This window comes from Variovorax sp. J22P240 (genome assembly GCF_030316855.1).
In the GTDB taxonomy this organism is placed as follows: domain Bacteria; phylum Pseudomonadota; class Gammaproteobacteria; order Burkholderiales; family Burkholderiaceae_C; genus Variovorax.
This window is the reverse complement of record NZ_JASZYR010000017.1, coordinates 36747-60028: the sequence shown is the minus strand read 5'-3', so window position 1 is coordinate 60028 and position 23282 is coordinate 36747. Positions and strand designations below refer to the sequence as shown.

Sequence of the window (23282 nt, the reverse complement as noted above, 5' to 3'; positions counted from 1 at the left end):
GATATCATTTCTTCCGCTTCGACACTTCTTGCAGCGGCAGCTCGACAGGGACTTGAAGGCGGCTCACCATGGCGCCGGGCATCCGAAAACAAAGCCGCGAATGACAACGTTACCAACCACGACTGGAGTCACCATGCAGATCGCACATTTCCCGCGTCGTCGAATCCTTCAATGGGCCGGACTCAGTGCCGTGGCCATGGCGGCGGCCGGCGTGTCGACGCCAAGCCGTGCGGCCGATGCGCCCGCCGATGCATTTGCCGGCAAGACGATCAAGATCATCGTTCCGTTCACCGCGGGCGGCTCCTCGGACATCATTGCCCGCGCCATCTCGACGCCGCTCGCCGAGGCGCTCAAGGCCACGGTCGTCGTCGACAACAAGGTGGGCGCAAACGGCAACATCGGCGCGGACTTCGTCGCGAAGTCGGCCCCCAACGGTCTCACGCTGCTGATGTGCGACGTGCGCGCGCTGGCCATCAGCCCGTCGCTGTACACGCAGCTGCCGTTCGATCCTTCGAAGAACCTGCAGCCGGTGGCGATGCTGGCCTACTCGCCGCACCTGCTGGTCGTCCATCCTTCCGTTGCGGCGAACACGCTGCCTGAACTGGTCGAACTTTCGAAGAAGAAGCCCCTTTCCTTTGCGGTCACGGCCTTGGCCAGCGCTCCGCATCTCGCCGGCATCCAGCTCCAGGAGAAGACCGGCGCCAAGTGGGAGTACATCCCCTACAAGGGCGGCTCGCAGGCGATCAACGACACCATCGCCGGGCAGGCCGAAGTCCTCATGAACGGCATGCTGGCGACGCTGCCCTTCGTGCAATCCAAGCGGCTCAAGATCATCGCGGTCTCGTCGCCCAAGCCGATGGCGCAACTCCCGGGCGTCCCGACCATCGGCGACACCGTCAAGGGCTTCGAGTCGGGCACCTGGCAAGGGGTGATGGCGCCTGCGGGCTTGCCGGCGCCACAGCTCGAACGGCTCTCGGCCGAACTGCTTCGCATCATCCATCTGCCGGCCGTGCGCGAGCAGTTGATCGCGCAGGGCGCCGACATCTCCACGATGCCGCCGGCCGAAATGTCCAGCTTCTTCGAGAAAGAGCGCAAGGGCTGGGCGGCCGTCGTCGCCAAGGCCGGACTGAAGCTCGACTGACGTCCGGAGTCACATCCACATCCCTACACAGAGACAACGCATGAAGAAATACCTGACCCTGATCGCACTGGGCCTCGCCGCCTTTGCTTGCAACGCACAGAACTGGCCCGAGAAGACCGTGACCCTCGTCGTGCCGTTCCCGCCGGGCGGCTCGACCGACCAGGTGGCGCGCGCCATCGCGCCGCGGCTCACCGACAAGTTCAAGCAATCCTTCCTCGTCGACAACAAGGCCGGGGCCACCGGCACCATCGGTGCGACCTTCGTCAAGCGCGCGGCGCCCGATGGCGCGACCTTTCTCGTCACCTCGCTCGGTCCGCTCGTCATCGTTCCGCATCTGGTCAAGGGCCTCCAGTACGACGCGCTGAAGGACTTCGACCTGATCACCGTGGCGGTGGCTTCGCCCAATGTGCTGGTGGTGCCCGCGAACTCGCCGCACAAGAGCGTGGCGGACGTCATCGCGTACCAGAAGGCCAATCCCGGCAAGATGACCTTCGCCTCGGCCGGCAACGGCTCCAGCGACCACCTGACGGCCGAACTGTTCTGGCAGCAGACCGGGACCATGGGCATCCACGTTCCCTACAAGGGCGGATCGCCGGCGCATACGGACCTGATGGGCGGCCAGGTGAACGCGTCCTTCCAGAACATCAACTCGGTGGTGCAGTACATCAAGGGCGGCAAGATGCGCGCGTTGGCCGTCACCAGCCCGAAGCGCTCGCCCGTCCTGCCGGACGTGCCGACGCTGGCGGAAGCCGGCGTCAAGAACGTCGAGGTGGCTTCGTGGCAGGCCATCGTGGCGCCCAAGGGCCTGTCTCCTGCCGTGCGGGACAAGGCGCACGCCGCCTTCGTCGAGGCCCTCAACGATCCGAAGGTCAAGGACCAGTTCACCTCGATCGGTTTCGAGATGGTCGCCAATTCCCCGGCGCAGTTCGCCGAGTTCCAGCAGAAGGAGTACGCACGCTGGAAGAACGTGATCGAGACCGGAAAGATCACGATCGACTGACCGGGCACCACACGAATCTCCTGAAAGCCAACTCACCATGACCACCACCCCTCCGTCCCCGGCCGGCGACAGCATCACCTGGATCCGCGTCTCTTCGTGCTACCTGCCGCTGGCCAACCCGATCAGCGACGCGAAGGTGCTGACCGGCCGTCAGAAGCCGATGACCGAGATCGCGATGCTGTTCGCCGAAATCGAGACCAGGGACGGCCACCGGGGTCTGGGTTTCAGCTACTCCAAGCGAGCCGGCGGTCCTGGCCAGTTCGCCCACGCCAAGGAGATCGCTCCGGCGCTGATCGGCGAAGACCCGAGCGACATCTCGAAGCTGTGGACCAAGCTGTGCTGGGCCGGCGCGTCCGTCGGGCGCAGCGGCATGGCGGTCCAGGCGATCGGCGCGTTCGACGTCGCGCTCTATGACCTGAAGGCCCGGCGCGCCGGCCTCTCGCTGTCCAAGCTGCTGGGCTCCCAGCGGGATTCGGTCCAGTGCTACAACACCTCGGGCGGCTTCCTGCACACGCCGCTCGACCAGCTGCTGGTCAACGCCGCGGCATCGCGCGAGCGCGGCATCGGCGGCATCAAGCTCAAGGTCGGCCAGCCCGACCGCGCGCTCGACATCCGGCGCGTCGAAGCGGTTCGCAAGCACCTGGGCGACGACATGCCCCTCATGGTCGACGCCAATCAGCAGTGGGATCGTCCGACCGCGCAGCGCATGTGCCGCATCTTCGAGCAGTTCAACCTGATCTGGATCGAAGAGCCGCTGGATGCCTACGACTTCGAGGGCCACGCGGCGCTCGCGTCGCAGTTCGACACGCCGATCGCCACCGGCGAGATGCTGACCAGCGCGGCCGAGCACGGCGAGCTGATCCGCCACCGCGCCGCCGACTACCTGATGCCCGACGCGCCCCGCGTCGGGGGCATCACGCCCTTCCTGAAGATCGCCGCCCAGGCCGAGCAGGCGGGCCTGAGCCTCGGCCCGCACTTCGCCATGGAACTGCACGTGCACCTCGGCGCCGTCTACCAGACCGAACCGTGGGTGGAGCACTTCGACTGGCTCGAGCCGCTGTTCAACGAGCGCCTCGAAATCAGGAACGGCCGGATGCTGGTGCCGACGCGGCCCGGCCTCGGCCTCAGCCTCAGCGAGCAAGCCAGAGGCTGGACGCGCGAAGAAGTCGAAGTGGGCCAGCGCGCCTGAGCCCGCATGCCTGAAGTGCCCGTGATGACTGAAACCCTCTCTCTCTCGCCGCTGTGCATCAGCATGGACGACCGCGACAACGTCGCGATCGTCGCCAATGACGGTGGGCTGTCGGCCGGCACCGTGTTCCCCTCGGGCCTGACGCTGGTGGACAAGGTTCCCCAGGCGCACAAGGTGGCCTTGGTGGACATCCCCGAAGGCGGCGAGGTCCGTCGCTACAACGTCGTGATCGGCTATGCGCTGAAGGACATCGCCGCCGGCAGCTGGGTGCACGAGCGGCTGCTCAAGATGCCCGCGGCGCGCGAACTCACCGGCCTGCCGATCGCCACGGTCAAGCCCGAGCCGCAGCCCCCGCTGGAGGGCTACACCTTCGAGGGCTACCGCAACCCGGACGGCTCGGTCGGCTCGCGCAACATCCTGGCGATCACGCAGACCGTGCAGTGCGTGGCCGGGGTGACGGAGTTTGCCGTCCAGCGCATCAAGTCCGAGCTGCTGCCGAAGTACCCCCACGTCGACGATGTCGTGGCGCTCGAACACGGCTACGGCTGCGGCGTCGCCATCGATGCGCCGGACGCCATCATCCCGATCCGCACGCTGCGCAACATCAGCCTGAACCCCAACTTTGGCGGCGAGGTGATGGTGGTGAGCCTGGGCTGCGAGAAGCTCCAGCCCGAGCGCCTGATGCCGCCCGGCACCATCCCGCTGATCGACGAGCGCAACGTGGCCGACGTCGGCGACAGCGCGGAGAGCCAGCTCGACGTGGTGTGCCTGCAGGACGACGCGCACGTCGGCTTCATGTCGATGGTCGATTCGATCATGCGGCAGGCGGAAGAGCATCTGGAGCGCCTGAACGCCCGCCGCCGCGAGACCGTGCCCGCGAGCGAACTCGTGGTCGGCGTGCAATGCGGCGGCAGCGACGCCTTCTCGGGCGTCACGGCCAATCCGGCGGTGGGCTTCTGCACCGACCTGCTGGTGCGCGCCGGCGCGACTGTGATGTTTTCGGAAGTCACCGAAGTGCGCGACGGCATCGACCAGTTGACCTCGCGCGCCACCACGCCCGAGGTGGCCGAGGCGATGATCCGCGAGATGGCCTGGTACGACGCCTACCTGGACAAGGGGCGGGTCGACCGCAGCGCCAACACCACGCCCGGCAACAAGAAGGGCGGGCTGTCCAACATCGTCGAGAAGGCGATGGGCTCGATCGTGAAGTCGGGCAAGTCACCGATCTCGGGCGTGATCGCGCCCGGCGAGAAGGTCCGGCAGAAGGGCCTGATCTACGCGGCCACGCCGGCCAGCGATTTCATCTGCGGCACGCTGCAGCTGGCTGCGGGCATCAACCTGCATGTCTTCACCACCGGCCGGGGCACGCCCTACGGGCTGGCCGAGGTGCCGGTGATCAAGGTCGCCACGCGCAGCGACCTGGCCCGCCGCTGGCACGACCTGATGGACGTCAACGCCGGGACGATCGCCACGGGCGAGAAGACCATTGCCGATGTCGGCTGGGAGATGTTCCATCTGATGCTCGACGTCGCGAGCGGGCGGAAGAAGACCTGGGCCGAGCACTGGAAGCTGCACAACGCGCTGGTGCTGTTCAACCCCGCCCCGGTGACCTGAGCCCCGAGGGCTCGCACGCCATTCCATCCACCCCGTGTCCCCGACCAGAGAGAACCCCCTGTGAATCCGCAAGAACTCAAGACCATCATGGGCTCCGGCCTGCTTTCGTTTCCGCTGACCGACTTCGACAGCAACGGCGACTTCCACAAGAAGGGCTACGAGAAGCGCCTGGAATGGCTGGCGCCGTACGGCGCCTCGGCGCTGTTCGCCGCCGGCGGCACGGGCGAGTTCTTCTCGCTGACGGGTGACGAGTATCCCGGCATCATCAAGACCGCCGTCGACACCTGCCGCGGCGTGGTGCCGATCATCGCTGGAGCAGGTGGCCCGACGCGATTCGCGATCCAGTGCGCACAGGCCGCCGAGAAGGCCGGCGCGCACGGCATCCTGCTGTTGCCCCACTACCTGACCGAGGCGGGCCAGGAAGGTCTGGCCGCGCACGTCGACGCGGTGTGCAAGAGCGTCGACTTCGGCGTCGTCGTCTACAACCGCGGTGGCGCCACGCGCTTCAAGCCGGACACGCTGGCTGCCCTGGCCGATCGCAACCCGAACCTCGTCGGCTTCAAGGACGGGGTGGGCGACATCGAGGCCATGGTCGCGGTCTACCAGAGGATGGGCGATCGCTTCGCCTACCTCGGCGGCCTGCCGACCGCCGAGGTCTATGCCGCCGCCTACAAGGCCATGGGCACGCCGGTGTATTCGTCGGCCGTCTTCAACTTCATCCCGAAGACCGCGATGGATTTCTATCGCGCGGTCGCCGCCGACGACCTGAAGACGCAGCACCGGCTGCTGAAGGACTTCTTCATGCCGTACCTGGAGATCCGCAACCGCATGCAGGGCTACGCCGTGAGCATCGTCAAGGCCGGCGCAAAGATTGTCGGTCACGATGCAGGCCCGGTTCGCGCTCCACTGACCGACCTGAAGCCGGACGAGATGGAGGCGCTGAAGCTGCTGATCGACCAGTTGGGCCCCCAGGGCCTCTGAAAGCCGTCGCATCCAGCAACACGAGCTGTTTATCCGTGTTGCAACCGACGACATGCTGGCTGTCTAATGCCGGACGATTCAGAAGAGCGGGTCTCGAAGTCCCAGGTTGATTCGAGCGCCCCGCCGTCCTCATTCATCCGGAAGCGCTTCTCATGATCCACACTCGCAAGCATGGCGTACATCTCATCCTCGCGGGCGCGACGCTCGCTGCCACGCTCACCGCGCAGGATGCGCTGGCCCAGGCACGCTTGGAACAGGTGACAGACGACAGCTGGCGCTTTTCCGCGGGGCTCGGAGTCTTCAGTCGCCCCAAGTATCCCGGCAGCGGCGATACCCAGGTCGTGGCGGTGCCCCTCGTCACCGCCAACTTCGGCCGCTATTTCATAGGGGGCACTCCGGGGGCCGGTTTCCCGTTTGGAGTGGGCTTCAATCTCATTCAGGACGACAACTGGCGCTTTGGCGTGGCTTTGGGTGGAGAACTCACCAAGCCGCGGAAGGCGACCGATGCGCCGATCCTCAATGGCTGGGGCGACATCTCTGAGACGGCGCTGGGCAGCGTGTTCGCTGCCTACTCCCTCGATTGGCTGACCGTTCGCGGTTTTCTCGTTTCCGACATCGGGGGCAACGATCAAGGTACGCGTTTCGCACTCGACCTCGAAGGAAAATACCAGCTCAGTGAAAGGCTCACCTTGTCTGCTGGACCCGGCCTCACTTGGGCGAACGGCAAGTACACCCAGACCTTCTTTGGAATCAGCGCGAGACAGAGCCTCATTGCCGGAATTCCCCCGTACTCGGCTGGAAGCGGCCTCAACACCGTCCGCTTCTCCGTCGGCGCCCAGTACCAGCTGAGTCCACAGTGGAGTCTTGGCGCAAGCGTCACGGCCGCTTGGTTGCAAGGCGACGCCGAGAACAGTCCGATCACGGAGGACAAGTCGCAGAATACTTACGGCATCTTCGCCTCGTACCGATTTTGACGATGCGAGCGCGGGCGATCTCGAGCGCTGGAGTACTTCGGTGAACGGCTTGACTCGCCGACGCGTAGCGGAGCCACGGAGTGAGATCCGGATGGCCTGCGCCACCAGCCAGCCGTCGATCTCATGGCGGCCATCCGCATCGTGACCGGGGTCGGCGGCAGGACATCCTGCGCATGATCGTGGGCGGCGAATCGCTGACCACCACCGCCGAGCGACTGGCGATCAACGTCAAGACCGTGAGCGCCTGCCGGCGGCGCATCCTCGAGAAGATGGGGCTGGCCTCGAACGCCCCGCGGGTCCAGTACGCCATCCACCATCGGCTGGTGGACTGAGCGTTTCCCCCGTCATCGATATCTGACAGGCGACGCCCGGGTCGCTGACTTGTGGCGCTGCGGGCGGCCCCCTAGCATCACCTCGGCCTGGCTTGGTGAGGGCAAAACGGCCTTCCCGGGATCAGAAAAACAATCGAGGAGACCCAAATGAGTTCATGGAAGCAGATCGCGGCCTGCACGGCCGGCGCGATCGTGATCGCCGCGTGCGGCGGCGGCGGCAACGGCACCCCGTTCATTCCGCCATCCAACCCGCCATCGTCCAATCCACCGCCTTCTGACCCGCCACCGGCGTCGTCGAAGATTTCACTCAAGGTGCTATCCAGCAAGCCGGAGTACGTGTCGGGCGGGGACGCGCGCATTGCCGTACTGGCGCCTCAGGATGACCATGCCCAGATCGAGTTGTGGCTCAACGACACCAAGATCGAGCCCGCGCTTGCCTCGAGCGCCGACCGGCTGGAAGGCCTGGTAGCCGGCCTCGCGGTCGGCCCCAACAAGCTGGAAGTGCGTCATAAGGTGCGCGGCAAGCTCGACACGCTGACGCTGACCAACCATCCGATCACGGGCCCGATGTTTGCAGGCGCCAAGCAGGAGCCCTTCGTCTGCTCGGTGGTCAGCGAGCTCGGCAAGGAGCCGCTCGTCGACACCGCCGACACCAAGTATTTCGCGGTCAAGGACGGCGCCGGCGGCACCGTCGGCTACAGCCGCGATTGCTCGATCGACTCCTATGTGCAGTACTACTACCTGCCAGTCGGCGGCACCAGCCACAAGAACTACTTGCCGATGCCGGCCGACGGCTCGCGTCCTTCCAACATCGCCAAGACCACGCTCATGGACGGACGTGAAGTCGACTTCATCGTGCGCTGGGAACGTGGCACGATCAACCGCTTCATCTACCAGTACGTGATGCTTGCGCCCTTCGGCGAAGACCCGACCAAGCCAGACCTGAGCCTGTGGAACAAGCGGCTGGTCTACGTCTTCCAGGGAGGCGTCGGCTTCGGCCACTACCAGGGCGGCCCGGACACGCGCGTCGGCGCGATCGAGCAGATCGGCAAAGGCTATGCCGCGATCCACTCCACCGGCACACGCACCGGCGAGCACTACGACATGATCCTCGGCGGTGAGACCGCGCTGATGACCAAGGAAGGCTTCATCAAGCGCTACGGCGTACCCACGTACACCGTAGGACTCGGCGGCTCGGGCGGCGGCATTCAACAGTACCTGTACCCGCAGAACCACCCCGGCCTGCTCGACGCGGCGATCCCGCAGCAGGCCTATCCCGACATGGTGGGACAGGTTCCGCACGTGGGCGATTGCGAGCTGCTCGAGTACTACATGGATGTGACCGACCGCGCCAATGGCAAGTGGACCAGCTCCATCAAGAACCGCAGCTGGCTGGTGGGCATGAACGGCGAGGAGACGGTCGCCAATCCGTTCCTCGGGCTCCAACCCTACCTGCCGAACGTGAAGATGGCCACCGGTTCCACCGAATGCCGCAAGGCCTGGATGGGGCTGACGGCCGGCGCCATGAACCCGACCTTCGATGCCGACGGCATCATGGCCAGGGGTGCGGCACGGATGAACATGGCGGCCTTCGGCCCCATCGCGTTCAGCCACTACGACGACGTGCGCAACACCTACGGGATCGCTGCCGATGGCTACGCGCGCTCCAACTGGGACAACGTGGGCGTGCAATACGGCCTGCAGTCGATGAAGGAAGGAAAGATCTCCAGCGCCGAGTTCCTCGACCTGAACTTCAAGGTCGGCGGCTGGAAGCGGGCGAGCGAAATGGTGCCCGAAGGCTTCCCCTTCAACGGAACCGGCGCAGCCGAACAGCAGAAGGCCGCCACGATCGCGGGGTACTTCGATCCATGGGGTGCGCGGAACATGAATCAATGGAACCCGGCCGCGCCCAATGTTCCCGCTCCACGCACGCACGGCGACATGGAAGGCATCAAGGCGACCTTGCGCTCGGGCCTGGTCTTCACCGGGCAGTCGGACATCCCGACCATCGATTGGCGCCCGTACCTGGAGCACAAGCTCGACATGCACAACGTGCACCAGTCCTTTGCTATCCGCAAGCGCATCCGCAACAAGATGGGCAACTCGGACCACCAGGTCATCTGGTTCACCGAGACGCGCGCAGCCGCAACGCCCTTCGACCAGTCGCCGATGGCGTTCGAAGTGATCGACGAGTGGATCGCCAAGATCCGCGCCAATCCAAGCCGCAGTGTGGCCGACAACCGGCCCGAGCGCGCAAGAGACAGTTGCTTCGATAACGCCGGGACGCTGATGGCCAGGGGCGCGGAGGTTTGGGACGGCGTGCTCGATGCCAAGCCCAAAGGCGCCTGCACCCAGGCCTTCCCGATGTACAGCACCTCGCGCATCGTCGCCGGGGGGCCCATCGAAGGCGGCATCTTCAAGTGCGCGCTGAAGCCGCTGGACGCGGCACTGGCCGATGGCACCTACGGCTCTTGGGTGCCGTCCCCGGCGGACATCCAGAAGCTCCAGGCCATCTTCCCCGAAGGTGTCTGCGACTACAGCAAGCCGGGTCAAGGCACCCCTTGATCCTTTGCCGGGTTCCTGCGCGAGCCACGCATGCGGTGGCTTTTTTCTTCGCGCAGGGTCCGTGCATCGTCGCTCAAGGAAGCGCCAACGCAGCCCGGCGCTCGACGCCAAATTCAGTCAAGACGCCATCTGCAGCTGATCGAGACCGAGCCATAGATAGCTGGCCGACCGTCCGGCCTTGCGGTCGCCGTCGTCGCTGACCATGAGGATGCCTGGCGCCCCGTCGATGGTCGCCGGGCTCACTCCTTCTGTACGCGCCAGGTCCGGCAGACCCGGAACCGCGACGCGGCGCACGGAGTTGCTTCGCCGGCCATTCCAAAGCCAGAGCGAGAACTCGGCGGGCCCGCTCGAAACGGGCCCGCCGACGACCAGGTACTGTCCGAGCGCGGGAAGGAAAGACAATGCGCGAATTCCGTGGCCGTCCAGATCCAGTTCATCGAGATCGGGCGACAGCTGGGGCTCCTCGTCCGCCTCGAAGAGGGCCGTCGGATTGACGAGGCTGGCAATGATCGCGCGGCCTTCGCGCAGCGGGCTGCGAAAGCCGATCAGCAGATGATGCTCGAACGGGTCGATTTCCAGTGCTTCGATGTTGAGTCCGCCAGCGGCCTTGACCTGCCGGACTTTCGCCGCCGAAGCCAGCAGGGGATGCTGCGTCGTCATGGCCTTCTTCAATCCCTCGACGACCTTGGGGTCGACGACCCGATTCCCGTCGACCCGGAAGCGTACGAGTCGCTCGCGCGACTTCTTTGCGCGACCTTCGTCGTCTCGGGAATGGGAGGTGATGGCGTAGACGAAGCCCGATCGGTCCAGGGCAAGCCCTTCGAGATCGTCCAGCTTCCAGAAGTCGCTGAAGGTCTGGAGCAGGGTGGCGGTGAGTGCGACGCTGTCGACACGGCCTGCGTCGATCGTGACCAGGCTGAAGGGGTGGTCCTTCTCGTCCTCGATGACAAGAAGGCGCCCGTCCGGCAATTGCCGGATCGCCGACGGCTCATAGACCCCGGTCAGGGGCCGAAAAGCAGGGGGTTCCTGGTGTGTCACCGGCGCATTGTCTACCCATGAGTCGCATGATCCCAGAGGAAGTTGCAAGCCTGGAAGCCCTACCGGCGAGGGTTGACGGGCGGCGTGAACCGGCGCACAAACTCGCGCATGGATGCAAGGAGCTTCGAGGCCTCGGGCAGGAGGCGCACGCTGATCGCAGCGTGCCTGCTGGTGTGCGTTCCCGCCGCGCTGGCCATCGGAATCGGGTGGTCGGTCAGTGACATCGAGCTTCGCAAGACGCTGTACGCGGCGGCGATCACGCTCGTGTTTGCCGGACTTTTCGGTGGTTTGCTCAAGGTGCAGCTCGATGAGGTTGCAGCATTCAAGCGAAAGCGCGAGGACGCCGCCTCGTTCGTCACGAACGTTCTGGCGGACCTCAAGGGGGTGTTCGACCAGGTCGCGCGGGCAAGAATCCTGATTCCAGCCCATCAGTCGGTCGCGACCTACGGCGACGAGATGCGCGCCTTGATCACCGCGCGCGTGCAGCTTCGCAACGTGGTACGGGCACTGGAGCGCAGAGCCGACGGTGTGGACGAAGAGACACGCTCGGAAGTGACGCGGCTGGTGCGCCGCATGGACGACTTTCTCGAAGGCCTGACTTGCGAGTTCCGCGACAATTACAAGCGCCTGTCGGATCAGCAGCGCGGCTACGAGAAACGCGCCGAGGCGCTGTTGAAGCAGTTCGCCGAAGACCCGAGCCGGCAGACGCCGCCGGAGCTTCCGGTCTTTGTCTGGAATTCGCTTTCCGAGTTGCCGCGACTTGCCGATTTCATCGGTCCGGCCAATGACTACCGCATCCAGTTCGAAGCGCCACTGGACGATGCGAGCGCGTGGCTGCGAAATGAACTGGCGCGCATTCTCGGCAGCACGCCATTGGGCAGCCTGAGAGGGCAACGCCACACGCAAACACCGACCGAAGCATCGCGCGCATAGCCGCGTCCGGCGCCCGCATGTCCCGCGCCACCATCACGACCGTCAGACTCTGAGCGAGCCTCTGAACCCCCGCGCGGCATAGTAGGACTGGGCCCCGTTGTGGTACACGAAGACCTGGCCGTAGCGCCTGTCGCAAAACAGCGCCCCGCCGAGCTTTCTGACCTCGGGGGGCGTTGCCACCCAGCTGGACGTCTTCATGTCGAACTCCCCGTACTGCTGAAGCTTGCGGTATTGCGCCTCTGTCAGCAGCGAGACGCCCATCGCCGTGGCCATGTCGATGGCATTGCTCTCCGGCTTGTTCTCCTTTCGGGAATTCAAGGCTTGTGCGTCGTAGCACAGGCTCCTGCGTCCCTGCGGACTTTCAGCGGCGCAATCGCAGAACAGGTAGGCGCCTTCATCGTCCGCTGCGCCGATGACATCGGGTTCGCCTCCCGTTCTCTCCATCTCACGAAGCGACGTCAGCTTGTCGGGTCTGTCTTGCAAGCGACCCAAGACATCGGCCCAGCCGGCTTCTGCGTGTCGGTGCATGTTCTGCTCGAACCGCGACTTCAACGCATGGATGAGGATTTCGAGTGGATCTGCCATCATGTTCGCGTGCTTGCGGGCCCTTCGGGTCGAGGCCCTCGTTCAGGACCTCCTGTTCGGGAACGCAGCTTACAGCGTTCAGGTCCCGACCTGGCGCCACGCAACAGGTGCGATGCGCCGGAAGGGAAGACCCGATTCGGAACTCCCCCGCATTCACTCAGGCTGCAACTCGGCGTGGTCGATCAGGTTTCGCAGAAGTCCGGCAATGTCTTCGAGTGGAAGGCGATAGTGCGCATCGTCGGCGCGCGGGGTGCGCAACGCACCGGGCGGCGCGTCCGAGAAGACGGCTTCCTTGGCTTCCTGCAGCACCCCGATTCCCCCCGCAGCATTGATGGCGCGCAATCCGTCCGTTCCGTCGTCGCCTCCTCCGCCCAGAACAACGCCGATCACGCGTGGCCCGTAGACGCGGGCAGCAGACTCGAACAGGCAATCCGCGGCCGGGTGCGGGCGGCGCAACCTTGCGCCTTCAGCGACGCCGAGCACCCCGGGCGAGGTGACGATGATGTGTCGATCGGGCGGGGCCAGATAGACGTGTCCCGCGACGAGGAGGTCCCCCTCGGCGCCGTAAGTCACCGGCATCTCGGTGCAGTTCCCCAGCGTCGTGGCGGGCGATTCGGAAACGCCGGGTGAGGCATGCACAACAGCGAGGATGGGAGCTTGGAATGGCGAAGGCAACTCGTCGATGAGGTTGCAGAGCGTTTTCAGGCCGACGAGCGAGCCACCGATGACGACGAGATCTCGCATACCTCAAGGTCCTTCGCTTTCCCAAGCCGCGGCAAATGGGTAGCGGGCTGACCAGTGCGCCAGCAGGCGAGGCTCGGTGTCCACGCGCCTCACCACTTCCGCCATGCGTGGGGCTTCGCGATAGAAGCGCAGGCGCCGCGGCTCCCAACGGGAGACCACCGTGACGTAGAGATCCAGCACCGTGAGGCTCTCTCCAAGCAAATAGCGACCGCCACGCGGCACTTGCGCATCCATGAAGCGCCAACGCTGCGCGATTTTCTCGGCGGTCTGGTCCAGCATGATGGCTTTCGCCTGCGCGGTCCCGGCGCGTCCGCACGCGTCGTCTTGCATCCAGTACAGCGAGTGGATGGTCGACGAAACAAAGCTCATCCATCGCAGATAGGGCGCGCGCGCCGGGTCGTCGAACCGGGGTGCCAGCCCCGCGTCAGGGTAGCGATCCGCGAGCCAGATCAGCATCGCAGCGCTCTCCGCCATGATCTCGCCGGAAGGATGGACCAGCATGGGCACTTGCCGCATGGGTCGGGCCGAAGCCAGCCTGGTGCGTTCGATGTCGCCTTGCCACGGCGCGAAATCCATGACCTTGACCGGCGCCCCGATCAATATCAGCGCCGCGTGGACGGGCGTGGCACCTGAGCCTGGCGCGCCGTAGAGGACGAAAGGTAGCGGGGCCATGATCGAACGCAAGGGCCTCCTTGTCTCCGGGCCAGCCTACGCTTCCAAGCGACGGATGGTTGTAGGTGATCGCCGTAAAGAAGATTCGCCGATCGCGTGCACCCGCGCGCGCAGCTTCAGAACGTCAGCTTGACCGAGGGGGCGCTGCGCTGGGCCTTGCCGTGGAACACGGCCTCGATGTTGTTGCCGTCGGGATCGAGCACAAAGGCGGCGTAGTAACCCGGGTGGTAGGGCCGTTCGCCGGGGGGGCCATTGTCGGTACCGCCATTCGCGAGCGCGGCCTTGTGGAACGCGTCGACCATCGCTGGGTCCTGGGCCTGGAACGCCAGATGGTGGCGCCCGGTGAGTTGCCCCTGGGCGGCCTCGCTGTCCGCCGTCGAAACAAACAGTTCATCCGCCCAGAAGTAGCCCTCGCCGGTGCCACCCACCGGGACCTTCAGCACCTCGAACACGGCCTCGTAGAACGCCTGGCTGGCGGCGAGATCGCGCACCACGAGTTGGATGTGATCGATCAAGCGCCCGCGATGCAACTCTTGCGTTTCCATGCATGAACTCCTTCGATAGGGCGACGCCGCCGATGTCGTCAGTCGTCGTGTCGTCGCATACGCTTTTGCGATCAGCTTGCGCGCGGCCACGCCGGCGCGTGTGAGCTGGCCAAGACACGCGATGTAGGACCATGGGCCGGCTCGGCGCAACCGAGGGCGAGCACGGCGGATCGCGTCATCGGGCCGCGCGCAAGGCGTTGTACGGGTTGAGCGCCTGGCCCTTCCACCACTGTTTTTCCGGCCCGAGCAGGAACACCGCGAAGTGCAGGTGCGGCGCGTTTGGTGCAGCGTTCCCGGTCGTGCCGACGTAGCCGATCAGGTCGCCGCGCCGAAGCTGCATGCCCTCGTGCAGGCCTTCGGCATAGCGGTCGAGGTGCGCGTAGTAGTAGGCGAGCTGGCTCGCGGGGTCGAACTGAAAGACGGTGAGCCCGCCCGGCTTGCTGTCGAACAGCTTGACGAGCTTGCCGTCGTCCACGGCGCGCACCGGCGTGCCGCGCGGGGCCATGATGTCGAGCGCCTCGTGGCGGTGATCGGGGCGGCCGTCGTCGAAGGTGTCGCGCACGGTCTCGGGCCGGATGCCGTCGACCGGGAACCGCAACGCACGCGCGGCGAGCAGCGCCGCCCCGGCGTGCTCGATGTCGACCTGCGCCGTCGCCCAGCGTGGCGCGACCAGGCATGCGGCAGCCATTCCCAGGTGTCGTCGCGACAGGCGCACCGGCCCTCCCTTAGGCCTTCACCTCGACGGCGAAGCCCGCCTTCGCCAGCTGGGAGACGCGCGCCGCGTCCCAGTTGGTCAGGTGGATGCAGCCATTGGTCTCGTCATGCCCCACGCGATCGGGCGCCGGCGTGCCGTGGATGCCCCAGTGCGGCTTTGACAGCCCCATCCACACATTGCCGATCGGGTTGTTCGGCCCCGCCGGGACGTCGACCTTGGTGGCGCCGGCGGGCACTTTCTTGAGGATCGCCGGGTTGTAGGTGAAGGTCGGGTCCTTGACCTCGTTGATGATCTTCATCGTGCCGAGCGGCAGCGGGTCGAGCGGCCCGCCGATGCTGATCGGGAAGCCCGCGAGTGGCTTGCCTGAGCCATCGAGAACGAACAGCATGTGTTCGCTCTTGTCGATCTCGATCGACTTCGCGGCCTTGACGACGCCGGCATCCGCCGCGCCCGTGACGTTGACGACCACGATCTCGTCGCCGGCCTGGTATTTCGCGCCGCGATTCAGGTCGGCCAGGGCCTTGGGCGACATGTGGTGCCTCTCCGAGATCGCTTCGCGCAGGTTCTCGTAGCTCATCGACTTGAGCTTGGCGCGATCGGTCATTTCTTTCGGCGTCGGCGCGTAAGGCCCGGCCACGTCCTTCTCGGTGATGGCGTAGGCGGCGAACAGCGGGGCCGTGTCGGCCTGGAGCGCGGCCCACGTCGCGGCATCGACCTTGCCGCTCGCGTCAAGGCCGTTCGATTTCTGGTAGGCCGTCACCACGCGGCGCATGTTGGCGCCGAAGCCCCCGTCGATCTCGCCGGGAGAGAACCAGGCGCGGTCGAGCAGGATCTGCGCGCGCATGACCGCGGCACCGCGGGAGCCTTGCGCGAGCACCGGCGTTTCGCTGGCCGCATTGAGCCTGTCGAGCGCGGCGGGCCCGGACACACCGGCGGGCGCTTTCCGGTCGCTTGGCGTTGCGGCATGCGAGAGCCATGGCGAGGCGCCCGAAGCGCCGACAACGAAGCAGGCCGCGGTGCGGAGGAAGGATCGGCGCGGAAAATTCATCATGGCGGTGGCAGGTAGTGCAGTGAAGTCCGTCGGACCATAGGGTGGGTGACCGGTCGAGGGCTGTAGTCGCAAGCAGACAAAAGACCTCGGCGGCTGGCGCACGCATCCAAGACCGAGGCGTTGCGCTGCGCTGCGCTGCGCTGCCTGACAGCGTCATGCACGTCAATCCCTACACGCGGCCAGTCCCGCCGCTGACGGCTCTCAGCCGTCATCGCGACGAAGGTGGCTCATGTCCCGGGGAAACAACCCGGGTTCTCAAACCGGCCTTCCTGGAAGGCCCTTGAAAGGATTTTCACCATGGCACTCGACAAAGACATGCTCGACCCGGGCGATCGCAACGCCGAACCCCTGACCAAGGACGAGGTGGTCGACATCCTCAACGACCTGCTCGAGAACACGCGCGACGGCGGCTACGGCTTCCTCGCCTGCGCCGAAGAGGTCGAATCGCCGGCCGCCAAGCAGTTGTTCGCGAGCCGGGCAGAGGGATGTCGCCAGGCGGAGAGCGAATTGCTGCAACTGATCACGTCCTACGGGGGCAAGCCGGCCGATGGCGGCACCGCCGCCGGCGCGGTCCATCGCGGTTGGGTCCATGTGAAGGGGTCGCTCGGCGCGAACAGCGAGCTCTCGATCCTCGAATCCTGCGAGCGCGGAGAGGACACGGCCGTGGCGCGCTATCGCAAGGCGCTCAAGCAGAACCTGCCTGCGGACGTACGCAGCGTGGTGGAGCGGCAGGCTGCGGGCGCCCAGCGCAACCACGACCAGATCCGCGACCTGCGCAACGCCGCTCGCGCGAAGGATTGAGGCGCGGGCCTCTTGCACTTCGTTGGCGGTGAGCGATGCCGGGGGGCGCGCGTTGGTGTTGCAGCGCCGCTCCTAGCGATGGGTCCTTCTGCATTCGCTTGCCACGCGCGCCCGGACCGTTTCATCATTGTCGTTGCGCATGTCATAGACGGCCTGGGCGATCTCTTCCATCGCCTTGCTTGTCCCGGCACCGGTAGCCCCGGCCGCAGCAGCGGCCGCGACCCGGGCTTGAGGAATTCCTTGCTTGCGCGCCCTGTTCATCTCGACGCTGACGTTGGCGAGTTCGTCACAGATCTTGGGCTGCTCCGCGGTCAGTGGGGGCGCAGCACCCGCGAAGGACAGACCCGCAGCCGCCAGGAGCGATCCGATGGCGCGGGGCGGGGAGGGCAACGAGAGGGCCGGTCGCATGGAGAGATCTGGAAACGCGGTGAGGCCATGGTGCACCCATCGGCTCGGCCGGACCACCTCCTAAGACACATCGCTCGCCAGCCCGGCGCTCGGCATGACGTCGCAAGTTGCCCCCGGGTCGGCGTTTCCCTTTGAGCGGCTTGACCGCTTTGCCTTGCCTAGCCGAGGCGCTTCTTTCGCAGGCGCTCCAGGCGACTGATGAGGTGCTCCGGCAAGCGTCGCGCCTGCGCGATGTCGACCGCGTCACGACCTTTGGAGTCGGCAATGGCGGCGTTGGCCCCGGCCTCGATCAAGAGTTCCAGCGTCTTCAGGCGCTTCAGCCGGGCCGCATAGAACAGAGGGGTTTCGCCGTGCGCTCGCAGGTCGAGCTCGGGTCTCGCCCCGAGCAGGATTCGGCCCATCGCGTCGTCGTCACGCCAAACCGCTGCCCATAGGGCGTAGCTTGCATTCGCCCCACGCTTCACGAGGAAGGTGACCAGAGGCACGTTCTCGCCGCGCGCAACGGCATACCAGAGGGGCGTCGCGCGAAAGTCACCTTCGTCCTCGTCCATGGGCACCTCGCCCTCGAGGTGGGCGCCAGCGTCGAGCAGCGCGGACACTGTCTGGAGCCCGTGAGCCTCCCCGAGTGGGGCGCTGCCGGGCTTCACGGAACACGCGAGATGCAGCGCCGTACGGCCTCGGGCGTCGGTCGCATCGACCAGCCGGGGCATCCTGGACAAGGACTCCGCGACCGAAGCCGCATCCCAGCGCTTCGCCGCAGCGAAGAGTGAGGTCTTGGACGGCTGAGGCATGCAGGTCTCCTCTTTGTGGTCGCGGCCGGGATCTCGGCTCGTGGTCGAGGTCGAGGTCGAGGTCGAGGTCGAGGTCGAGTGCGAACGCGAACGCGAACGCGAACGCTCGGCTCCCAGTATGGAGGACAGGACTCGGGGGCGGCCCCGACGTGAGCGACGTGTCGTTCCCATGCGCATCGAACATGCGCATCGCTGCCGCGGTTGCAAACCCAAGGGGAAGTAACAATCGCGAACGCTTCGCCCCGCCTGAAGCGTGCCAACCTAGCGGCCCGTGAAACGCGTCGCCCAATGCGAAGGTAGCCCGATGAACGGCCGGTGTTTGACACGACGCAGCGTATTGGCACTGCCTGCCTTGTTCGCGCCCGGAGGGCTATCGGCGCAGCGAACGAAGGCGGCCGCTTCGCGGCGGATCGGCGTCCTGTGGCTGGGCGCGGCGTCCACCACGTTCGGGCCGACCTCCAGGGAAGTGCTCTTGCGCGACACCTTGCGCCAGCTCGGCTGGGTCGAGGGCCGGAATCTGGCCGTCGAGACTCGCTACGTGGGCGACGGCGTCGACCCGGTGCGCAGCGTGCAGGACCTGCTCGCGACGCGGGTCGATGCCCTCGTGGCCATGGGGTCGCCGATCGCCCTGGCCGCCAGGCACGTGACCGGCGCGCTCCCCGTTGTGTTTGTCGTGTTCGGTGACCCGGTGGAATTCGGACTGATCGACAGTCTGGCCCGTCCGGGAGGCAATCTGACCGGCATCTACATGCCCACGGCCGAGCACGCCGGTAAGCGATTGGCGTTGTTGCGCGACGCGGTTCCGGCCACCATGCGCATCGCGGTGTTCAGCTTTGCGGACTCACGCGCGCGGGTCGAAGCGAGGAACACGCAGGCCGCGGCCCAGAAACTGGGCGTGCATCTGGTCGAGATGAACTTGAACGGGATGGCAGATCTTGACGACGCGTTCCTCGAATGCAAGAGAGCCGGCGCGACGGCACTGACGGTCCTCACGGAGCCGCGCACCAGCTTTCATCTGGGACGGGTGGCCGAGATGTCTCTGGCGCACAGGCTGCCTTCTGTCGCGGGCTATGCCGGTTTCGCCTGGCTCGGAGGTTTCATGGCCTATGGCGCGGACGGCGGCGAAGGCATTCGCCGGGCCGCCTCCTTCGTCGCCAGGATCCTCGACGGTGCGCGGCCCGCGGATCTGCCGGTGGAACAGAGCACGCGGTACGTTCTGGCCCTGAACATCAAGACAGCCAGGACGCTCGGGGTGCGTTTCCCGCGAGCCCTGGTGCGCTATGCGAATGTCGTCATTTCATAGACCAGGTGTCCTTGTCCGCCTCACGACCCGTTGCCTCTTGCGCTCCGATCGGCATCCGCAATCCGCTTGCGCTGGACCACGTGGTTGCGCATTGCGTCTTCGGGATGGGCGAAGGTCACCAGGCCGTTCTTCACCGTGCCGACCACCAGCATGTTCTGCGAGAGTGCTTCCCTGTCGTTGCGGAAAGGCTTGTCATAGGTGGTCACGACGCCGTAGTACGCGCGCTTGGGTTGCTCCAGCGCCTGCTTGATGTGGGGTCCGCTGAGCTTGTCGCTCGGCAGGCTCAGCACGGCGTGCGCCAGCAGATAGGTCGCGTCGTAGGCCTGCGCTGCCGCCATGGGGACGGGAATCCTGGCGGCATTGAACTTCCGCGCGTAGCTGGCCAGGAAGGTTGCGCGCCGCTCGTTGGTCGGTTCGGCCACGAAGCTCAACGCCATCAACGATCCTTCGGCGGCTTCCTTTGCGCCATCGATGAACAGGGGAAACGAGAGGGCCCAGGCGCCGACCTGCGGCACCTTCCACCCGAGCGCATGACGGCCCTTGGCCACGACGGCGTTCTGGGGTGCGATGGTGTAGATGAACAGCACGTCCGCGCCGGCGTTGCGAGCTTCCTTCAACTGCTCCGTCACGTCCTTGACGCCGAGGTCGAAGCGGCCCACGTAGACGGGCTTGAGGTTCCTCCGCTCGAGTGCCTTCTGCACATCGTTCAGGCCGGCTTCGCCGTAACCCGTGTTGTCTGCAAAGACCGCCACCTTCGTCAGCTTGCGGGCCACGATCTCGTCCACCATGAACGGTGCCTGGATCGCGTCGGCCGGCGCATTGCGGAAGATGAAGCTGTCCGCCGGCGCAAACTTGGTCGTGACCGGCGTCCCGGTCGTGCACGGCACGAGCAGCGGCAGTTGGTTGGCTTGGAAGACCTCGATCGACCTCATCGCGACGCCCGTGTTGCAGAACCCGATCGTCGCGATGACCTTTTCCTTGACGAGCTCCTGCGACAGCTTGAGGCCCAGGTCGGGATTGGCCTGGTCATCCTTGATCACGAGCTCCAGCGGACGGCCCAGGTAGCCGCCGAACGAATTGATCTCGTCGATGGCGAGCTTGACCCCGTTGAGCATCGGGAGCCCGAAGTCGGAGGACGGGCCGGTCAGCGGGCCGATGAGCCCGATCTTGATCGTGCCGGCCGCAGCGGCGGGGGGCGTGACGGGGCCCTGGACGGAGGGGTTGGAGGGCGCCGCTTGCGCCAGGGCGCTGCCGGTTGCGAGCGCCCATGCGGCGGCGAGGAGGATTCTGGTTTTTGTCATTGCGGGCGGGACCTGTCTTTGTTGGAGGGGGCCATGGAAGGCGCCGCGCATCGTCATCGTCCGCTTTAGTAGACGGACCCGTACATATCCCTAGCGGCGCGACGGAGGCCCGCGTTTCCGTGCGAAATTTCGCACTTCAGGCCCCTATCGCGACGGGGCCGCCACCGCCTCCGCGCGCCGGACCGCGTGCTGAAAAAAACGACAAACCAAAGTACTCATGTGCACTATGATGGGTCGCTCCTGAAGACGGAGCGAACGCATGAGAGCAGTGGCATCCATCCTGGTCGGGCTCGCGCTTTTTGTCGGCTGTCTTGCCGCGTGGTGGTTCTACTGGCCGATCTGGAAAGTGGAGGCGCAGGTGCGGGGGAAACTGCCGACAAGTTCCGCGACCTTCTCCAATGTGAAGTACAACCGGGCGACCGGGGCCGGGTGCGGGTTTGTCAACGCGGGCACTGGCCGCGGCGTGCCCCACGGCACGACGCATTTCATCCTGCTGCCCGACGGCAGCCTGAAATTCGACCCCTCCGATCGCGTGACGGGCACGACGCTCCAGCAACTGGAAGCGATTCGGAAGCATTCCGACTATCTGGCACTGGTCTACGCACGCTGCGCCTGACTGCGCTGCACGGATGAGGAAGCGGACTACCTGAACGAGAGGACACGGCCGACTGGAGCCGATGCATGGCCGGCCAACATGGCACGACTCTCAGGAAAGGCGCGCGATGATGGACAGAGACAGCGCGGTCGTGGCGGCGCGGAACCCGAAGGCAGCCAATGCGCGAAGTGACAGCCCCGTGGGCACCGCTTGGCCGGCACAACTGTGGATCGTGCGGCACGGCCAGAGCGCAGGCAACGTGGCGCGCGACGCCGCGGAGTCCGGAGGCCTGGCCGTCATCGAGCTGGCCTGGCGCGACATCGATGTGCCGTTGTCGGACCTCGGCGTCGAGCAATCCATCGCCGTGGGGGACTGGTTCGCCAGCCTCGCACCGAATGATCAACCCGAGGTGATTCTTTGCTCGCCGTACGAACGCGCGCGCCAGACCGCGCAGCTGGTCGCCGAACGCGCGCGCTGGGCGAGTTCGTCCGCGACGCTGCGCCTGGACGAGCGGCTGCGCGAGAAGGAATTCGGCATCCTCGACCGTCTCACCAAATTCGGCATCCAGCAGAAGCATCCGGATCTGCACGAGCAACGCACGCACGTGGGCAAGTTCTACTTCAGGCCACCGGGCGGCGAGAGTTGGTGTGACGTGATCCTGCGCCTGCGCAGCCTCATCGAGATGGTCACGCGGGAGTATTCGCAGCGACGCGTGCTCGTGGTGGCGCACCAGGTGATCGTGAACTGCATGCGCTATCTGCTGGAGCACCTCGACGAGAAGCAGATCCTCGAGATCGACCGGCAGGGCGACGTCCCCAACTGCGCGATCACCTCCTACCGGGCTGTGCGCGGCAAGGAGGACGACGACGTGCTGCAACTGGACCTCGTCAATTTCCTCGCGCCGCTGCGCGAAGCGGCCACGCCGGTGACCACCGCACCGGACGTGCCGTCGGCGGCCAAGCCTTGACGGCAATGGGAAGAGCAGCTTCTCGTCCAGGGCGCCTGACACCCGCCGTGCTGGCCCGCTGGCCGTTGCCGAAACCGCCCGAAGACGCGGACAAGGAGGTTCGCGGCCATGTGCTGGTGGTCGCGGGCAGCGACGAGATGCCGGGTGCGGCACTGCTGGCCGCGGTGGCGGCACTGCGGGCGGGCGCCGGAAAACTCACGATCGCGGCACCGGCAGCCATCGCGCAGGGGCTGGCGTTCGCGATTCCCGAGTCGCGCGTGATCGGCCTTCCGCAGGCCCGCAGTGGTGGGCTGCTCGTGCGCGGGACCGAGTCGCTTGCGGCGACCGCGCACCTCGTCAGCGCCCTGGTCGTCGGACCCGGCATGCAACAGGAACGCGCTGTCGTCGGCTTCGTCCGTGCGCTGATGCCGCTGTTCGGCCACGCGACGGTGGTGCTGGACGCGTTGGCCATGTCGCTGGTGCGCACCGGTGCGGTGGACCAGCCGGCGGTGCTGACGCCGCATGCCGGAGAAATGGCCTACCTGAGCGGAAGCACCAAGGAGGCGGTCTGCGAGGATCCGGTCGGCGCGGCGCGCGAGGCCGCGACCCGCTGGAACGCGTGCGTGGCGCTGAAGGGGGGAAGCACCATCATTGCTTCGCCGGACGGCGGCCTGTGGCAGTTCGATGGTGGATCGGCCGGACTGGCAACGTCTGGCTCCGGCGACACGCTGGCAGGGTTGATGGGTGGTTTGGCCGCGCGCGGGCTGCCACCCCTGGCGGCGTGCGCCTGGGGTGTCGTGGCCCACGCCAGCGCCGGAGCGGCACTGTCGCGCTCGCACGGTCCTCTGGGGTACCTGGCGCGCGAGTTGGCCGGCGAGTTGCCCGCTCGCTTGCACGCGCTCGGCAAGCGCCGGGCCGCAAACTGAAAACTCCGCCTCGGCCCCAGGCGCTCCACCATCGATCGCTCGCGATCAACGCGACATCCATCGAATGCTTGCGCCCGATCAAGCTCGCTCAGCCCTCCCCAAGCTATAAAGTGCGTGGGAACGATCCCGTGA

General features: G+C 66.1%; 24 protein-coding genes. 14 read left to right on the top strand and 10 right to left on the bottom strand.

What is annotated here, in order from left to right:
* Positions 1–133: 133 nt before the first annotated feature.
* The 8 genes from QTI24_RS27010 (at position 134) to QTI24_RS26975 (ending at position 9796) form a co-directional block, all read left to right on the top strand.
* Positions 134–1141 (top strand): Bug family tripartite tricarboxylate transporter substrate binding protein, encoded by a 1008-nt coding sequence (locus tag QTI24_RS27010; protein WP_286604582.1) that lies wholly within the window; start codon positions 134–136, stop codon positions 1139–1141.
* 40 nt (positions 1142–1181) lie between these two features.
* The gene (locus QTI24_RS27005; protein ID WP_286604580.1) at positions 1182–2141 is read left to right on the top strand and encodes a Bug family tripartite tricarboxylate transporter substrate binding protein; all 960 of its coding nucleotides are present in this window, start codon (positions 1182–1184) and stop codon (positions 2139–2141) included.
* A 37-nt stretch (positions 2142–2178) separates the two neighbouring features.
* Positions 2179–3330, top strand: a complete 1152-nt coding sequence (locus tag QTI24_RS27000; protein ID WP_286604578.1) for an L-talarate/galactarate dehydratase — start codon at positions 2179–2181, stop codon at positions 3328–3330.
* Between the two features lie 24 nt (positions 3331–3354).
* On the top strand, positions 3355–4944 hold the full coding sequence (gene garD, locus QTI24_RS26995; protein WP_286604576.1) for a galactarate dehydratase: 1590 nt from the start codon (positions 3355–3357) through the stop codon (positions 4942–4944).
* A 60-nt stretch (positions 4945–5004) separates the two neighbouring features.
* Complete coding sequence (gene kdgD / locus QTI24_RS26990) at positions 5005–5925, top strand: 5-dehydro-4-deoxyglucarate dehydratase (RefSeq protein WP_286604575.1); 921 nt, start codon at positions 5005–5007, stop codon at positions 5923–5925.
* Positions 5926–6077: 152 nt separating this feature from the next.
* A complete protein-coding gene (locus tag QTI24_RS26985) occupies positions 6078–6899 on the top strand; it encodes a MipA/OmpV family protein (RefSeq protein WP_286604574.1) in 822 nt (273 codons plus the stop codon).
* 80 nt (positions 6900–6979) lie between these two features.
* A complete protein-coding gene (locus tag QTI24_RS26980) occupies positions 6980–7231 on the top strand; it encodes a LuxR C-terminal-related transcriptional regulator (protein ID WP_286604572.1) in 252 nt (83 codons plus the stop codon).
* Positions 7232–7378: 147 nt separating this feature from the next.
* A complete protein-coding gene (locus QTI24_RS26975) occupies positions 7379–9796 on the top strand; it encodes a DUF6351 family protein (protein WP_286604571.1) in 2418 nt (805 codons plus the stop codon).
* A 117-nt stretch (positions 9797–9913) separates the two neighbouring features.
* Here QTI24_RS26975 and QTI24_RS26970 read toward each other — a convergent pair whose 3' ends face one another.
* The gene (locus QTI24_RS26970; protein WP_286604570.1) at positions 9914–10834 is read right to left on the bottom strand and encodes a DUF3616 domain-containing protein; all 921 of its coding nucleotides are present in this window, start codon (positions 10832–10834) and stop codon (positions 9914–9916) included.
* A gap of 84 nt (positions 10835–10918) precedes the next feature.
* On the opposite strand from QTI24_RS26970, the gene QTI24_RS26965 reads away from it, so the two are divergent.
* The gene (locus QTI24_RS26965) at positions 10919–11767 is read left to right on the top strand and encodes a hypothetical protein (protein WP_286604568.1); all 849 of its coding nucleotides are present in this window, start codon (positions 10919–10921) and stop codon (positions 11765–11767) included.
* 42 nt (positions 11768–11809) lie between these two features.
* On the opposite strand, the gene QTI24_RS26960 is transcribed toward QTI24_RS26965, so the two are convergent.
* The 6 genes from QTI24_RS26960 to QTI24_RS26935 form a co-directional block, all read right to left on the bottom strand.
* Positions 11810–12352 (bottom strand): DUF4256 domain-containing protein, encoded by a 543-nt coding sequence (locus QTI24_RS26960; protein WP_286604566.1) that lies wholly within the window; start codon positions 12350–12352, stop codon positions 11810–11812.
* 153 nt (positions 12353–12505) lie between these two features.
* Positions 12506–13096 carry a chemotaxis protein CheB gene (locus tag QTI24_RS26955; protein WP_286604565.1) on the bottom strand — a complete coding sequence of 197 codons (591 nt, stop codon included), beginning with the start codon at positions 13094–13096 and terminating at the stop codon, positions 12506–12508.
* A 3-nt stretch (positions 13097–13099) separates the two neighbouring features.
* The gene (locus tag QTI24_RS26950; RefSeq protein ID WP_286604564.1) at positions 13100–13768 is read right to left on the bottom strand and encodes a glutathione S-transferase family protein; all 669 of its coding nucleotides are present in this window, start codon (positions 13766–13768) and stop codon (positions 13100–13102) included.
* Between the two features lie 116 nt (positions 13769–13884).
* Positions 13885–14313 (bottom strand): VOC family protein, encoded by a 429-nt coding sequence (locus QTI24_RS26945; RefSeq protein WP_286604562.1) that lies wholly within the window; start codon positions 14311–14313, stop codon positions 13885–13887.
* A 175-nt stretch (positions 14314–14488) separates the two neighbouring features.
* On the bottom strand, positions 14489–15001 hold the full coding sequence (locus tag QTI24_RS26940) for a M23 family metallopeptidase (protein WP_286604561.1): 513 nt from the start codon (positions 14999–15001) through the stop codon (positions 14489–14491).
* 37 nt (positions 15002–15038) lie between these two features.
* On the bottom strand, positions 15039–15956 hold the full coding sequence (locus tag QTI24_RS26935; protein WP_286604558.1) for a L,D-transpeptidase family protein: 918 nt from the start codon (positions 15954–15956) through the stop codon (positions 15039–15041).
* Positions 15957–16376: 420 nt separating this feature from the next.
* Here QTI24_RS26935 and QTI24_RS26930 point away from each other — a divergent pair, with 420 nt between their 5' ends.
* Entirely contained in the window at positions 16377–16880 is a 504-nt protein-coding gene (locus QTI24_RS26930) for a PA2169 family four-helix-bundle protein (RefSeq protein ID WP_286604556.1), read from the top strand.
* A gap of 72 nt (positions 16881–16952) precedes the next feature.
* Here the strand turns inward: QTI24_RS26930 and QTI24_RS26925 are convergent, their stop codons facing one another.
* Both QTI24_RS26925 and QTI24_RS26920 read right to left on the bottom strand, forming a co-directional pair.
* The gene (locus QTI24_RS26925; RefSeq protein ID WP_286604554.1) at positions 16953–17288 is read right to left on the bottom strand and encodes a hypothetical protein; all 336 of its coding nucleotides are present in this window, start codon (positions 17286–17288) and stop codon (positions 16953–16955) included.
* 158 nt (positions 17289–17446) lie between these two features.
* Entirely contained in the window at positions 17447–18079 is a 633-nt protein-coding gene (locus QTI24_RS26920; protein WP_286604552.1) for an ankyrin repeat domain-containing protein, read from the bottom strand.
* A 352-nt stretch (positions 18080–18431) separates the two neighbouring features.
* Between QTI24_RS26920 and QTI24_RS26915 the strand changes: the two genes are divergently transcribed.
* Positions 18432–19382, top strand: coding sequence for an ABC transporter substrate-binding protein (locus QTI24_RS26915; protein ID WP_286604549.1), 951 nt, complete (start codon positions 18432–18434; stop codon positions 19380–19382).
* 20 nt (positions 19383–19402) lie between these two features.
* Here the strand turns inward: QTI24_RS26915 and QTI24_RS26910 are convergent, their stop codons facing one another.
* On the bottom strand, positions 19403–20683 hold the full coding sequence (locus QTI24_RS26910; RefSeq protein ID WP_286604547.1) for an ABC transporter substrate-binding protein: 1281 nt from the start codon (positions 20681–20683) through the stop codon (positions 19403–19405).
* 268 nt (positions 20684–20951) lie between these two features.
* Between QTI24_RS26910 and QTI24_RS26905 the strand changes: the two genes are divergently transcribed.
* From QTI24_RS26905 to QTI24_RS26895, 3 genes are all read left to right on the top strand, one after another.
* Positions 20952–21299: a hypothetical protein gene (locus tag QTI24_RS26905; protein ID WP_286604545.1), complete on the top strand. Its 348-nt coding sequence runs from the start codon at positions 20952–20954 to the stop codon at positions 21297–21299.
* 106 nt (positions 21300–21405) lie between these two features.
* Positions 21406–22245, top strand: a complete 840-nt coding sequence (locus QTI24_RS26900; RefSeq protein WP_353506116.1) for a histidine phosphatase family protein — start codon at positions 21406–21408, stop codon at positions 22243–22245.
* 47 nt (positions 22246–22292) lie between these two features.
* Positions 22293–23150: an NAD(P)H-hydrate dehydratase gene (locus QTI24_RS26895; RefSeq protein ID WP_286604543.1), complete on the top strand. Its 858-nt coding sequence runs from the start codon at positions 22293–22295 to the stop codon at positions 23148–23150.
* Positions 23151–23282 lie beyond the last annotated feature (132 nt).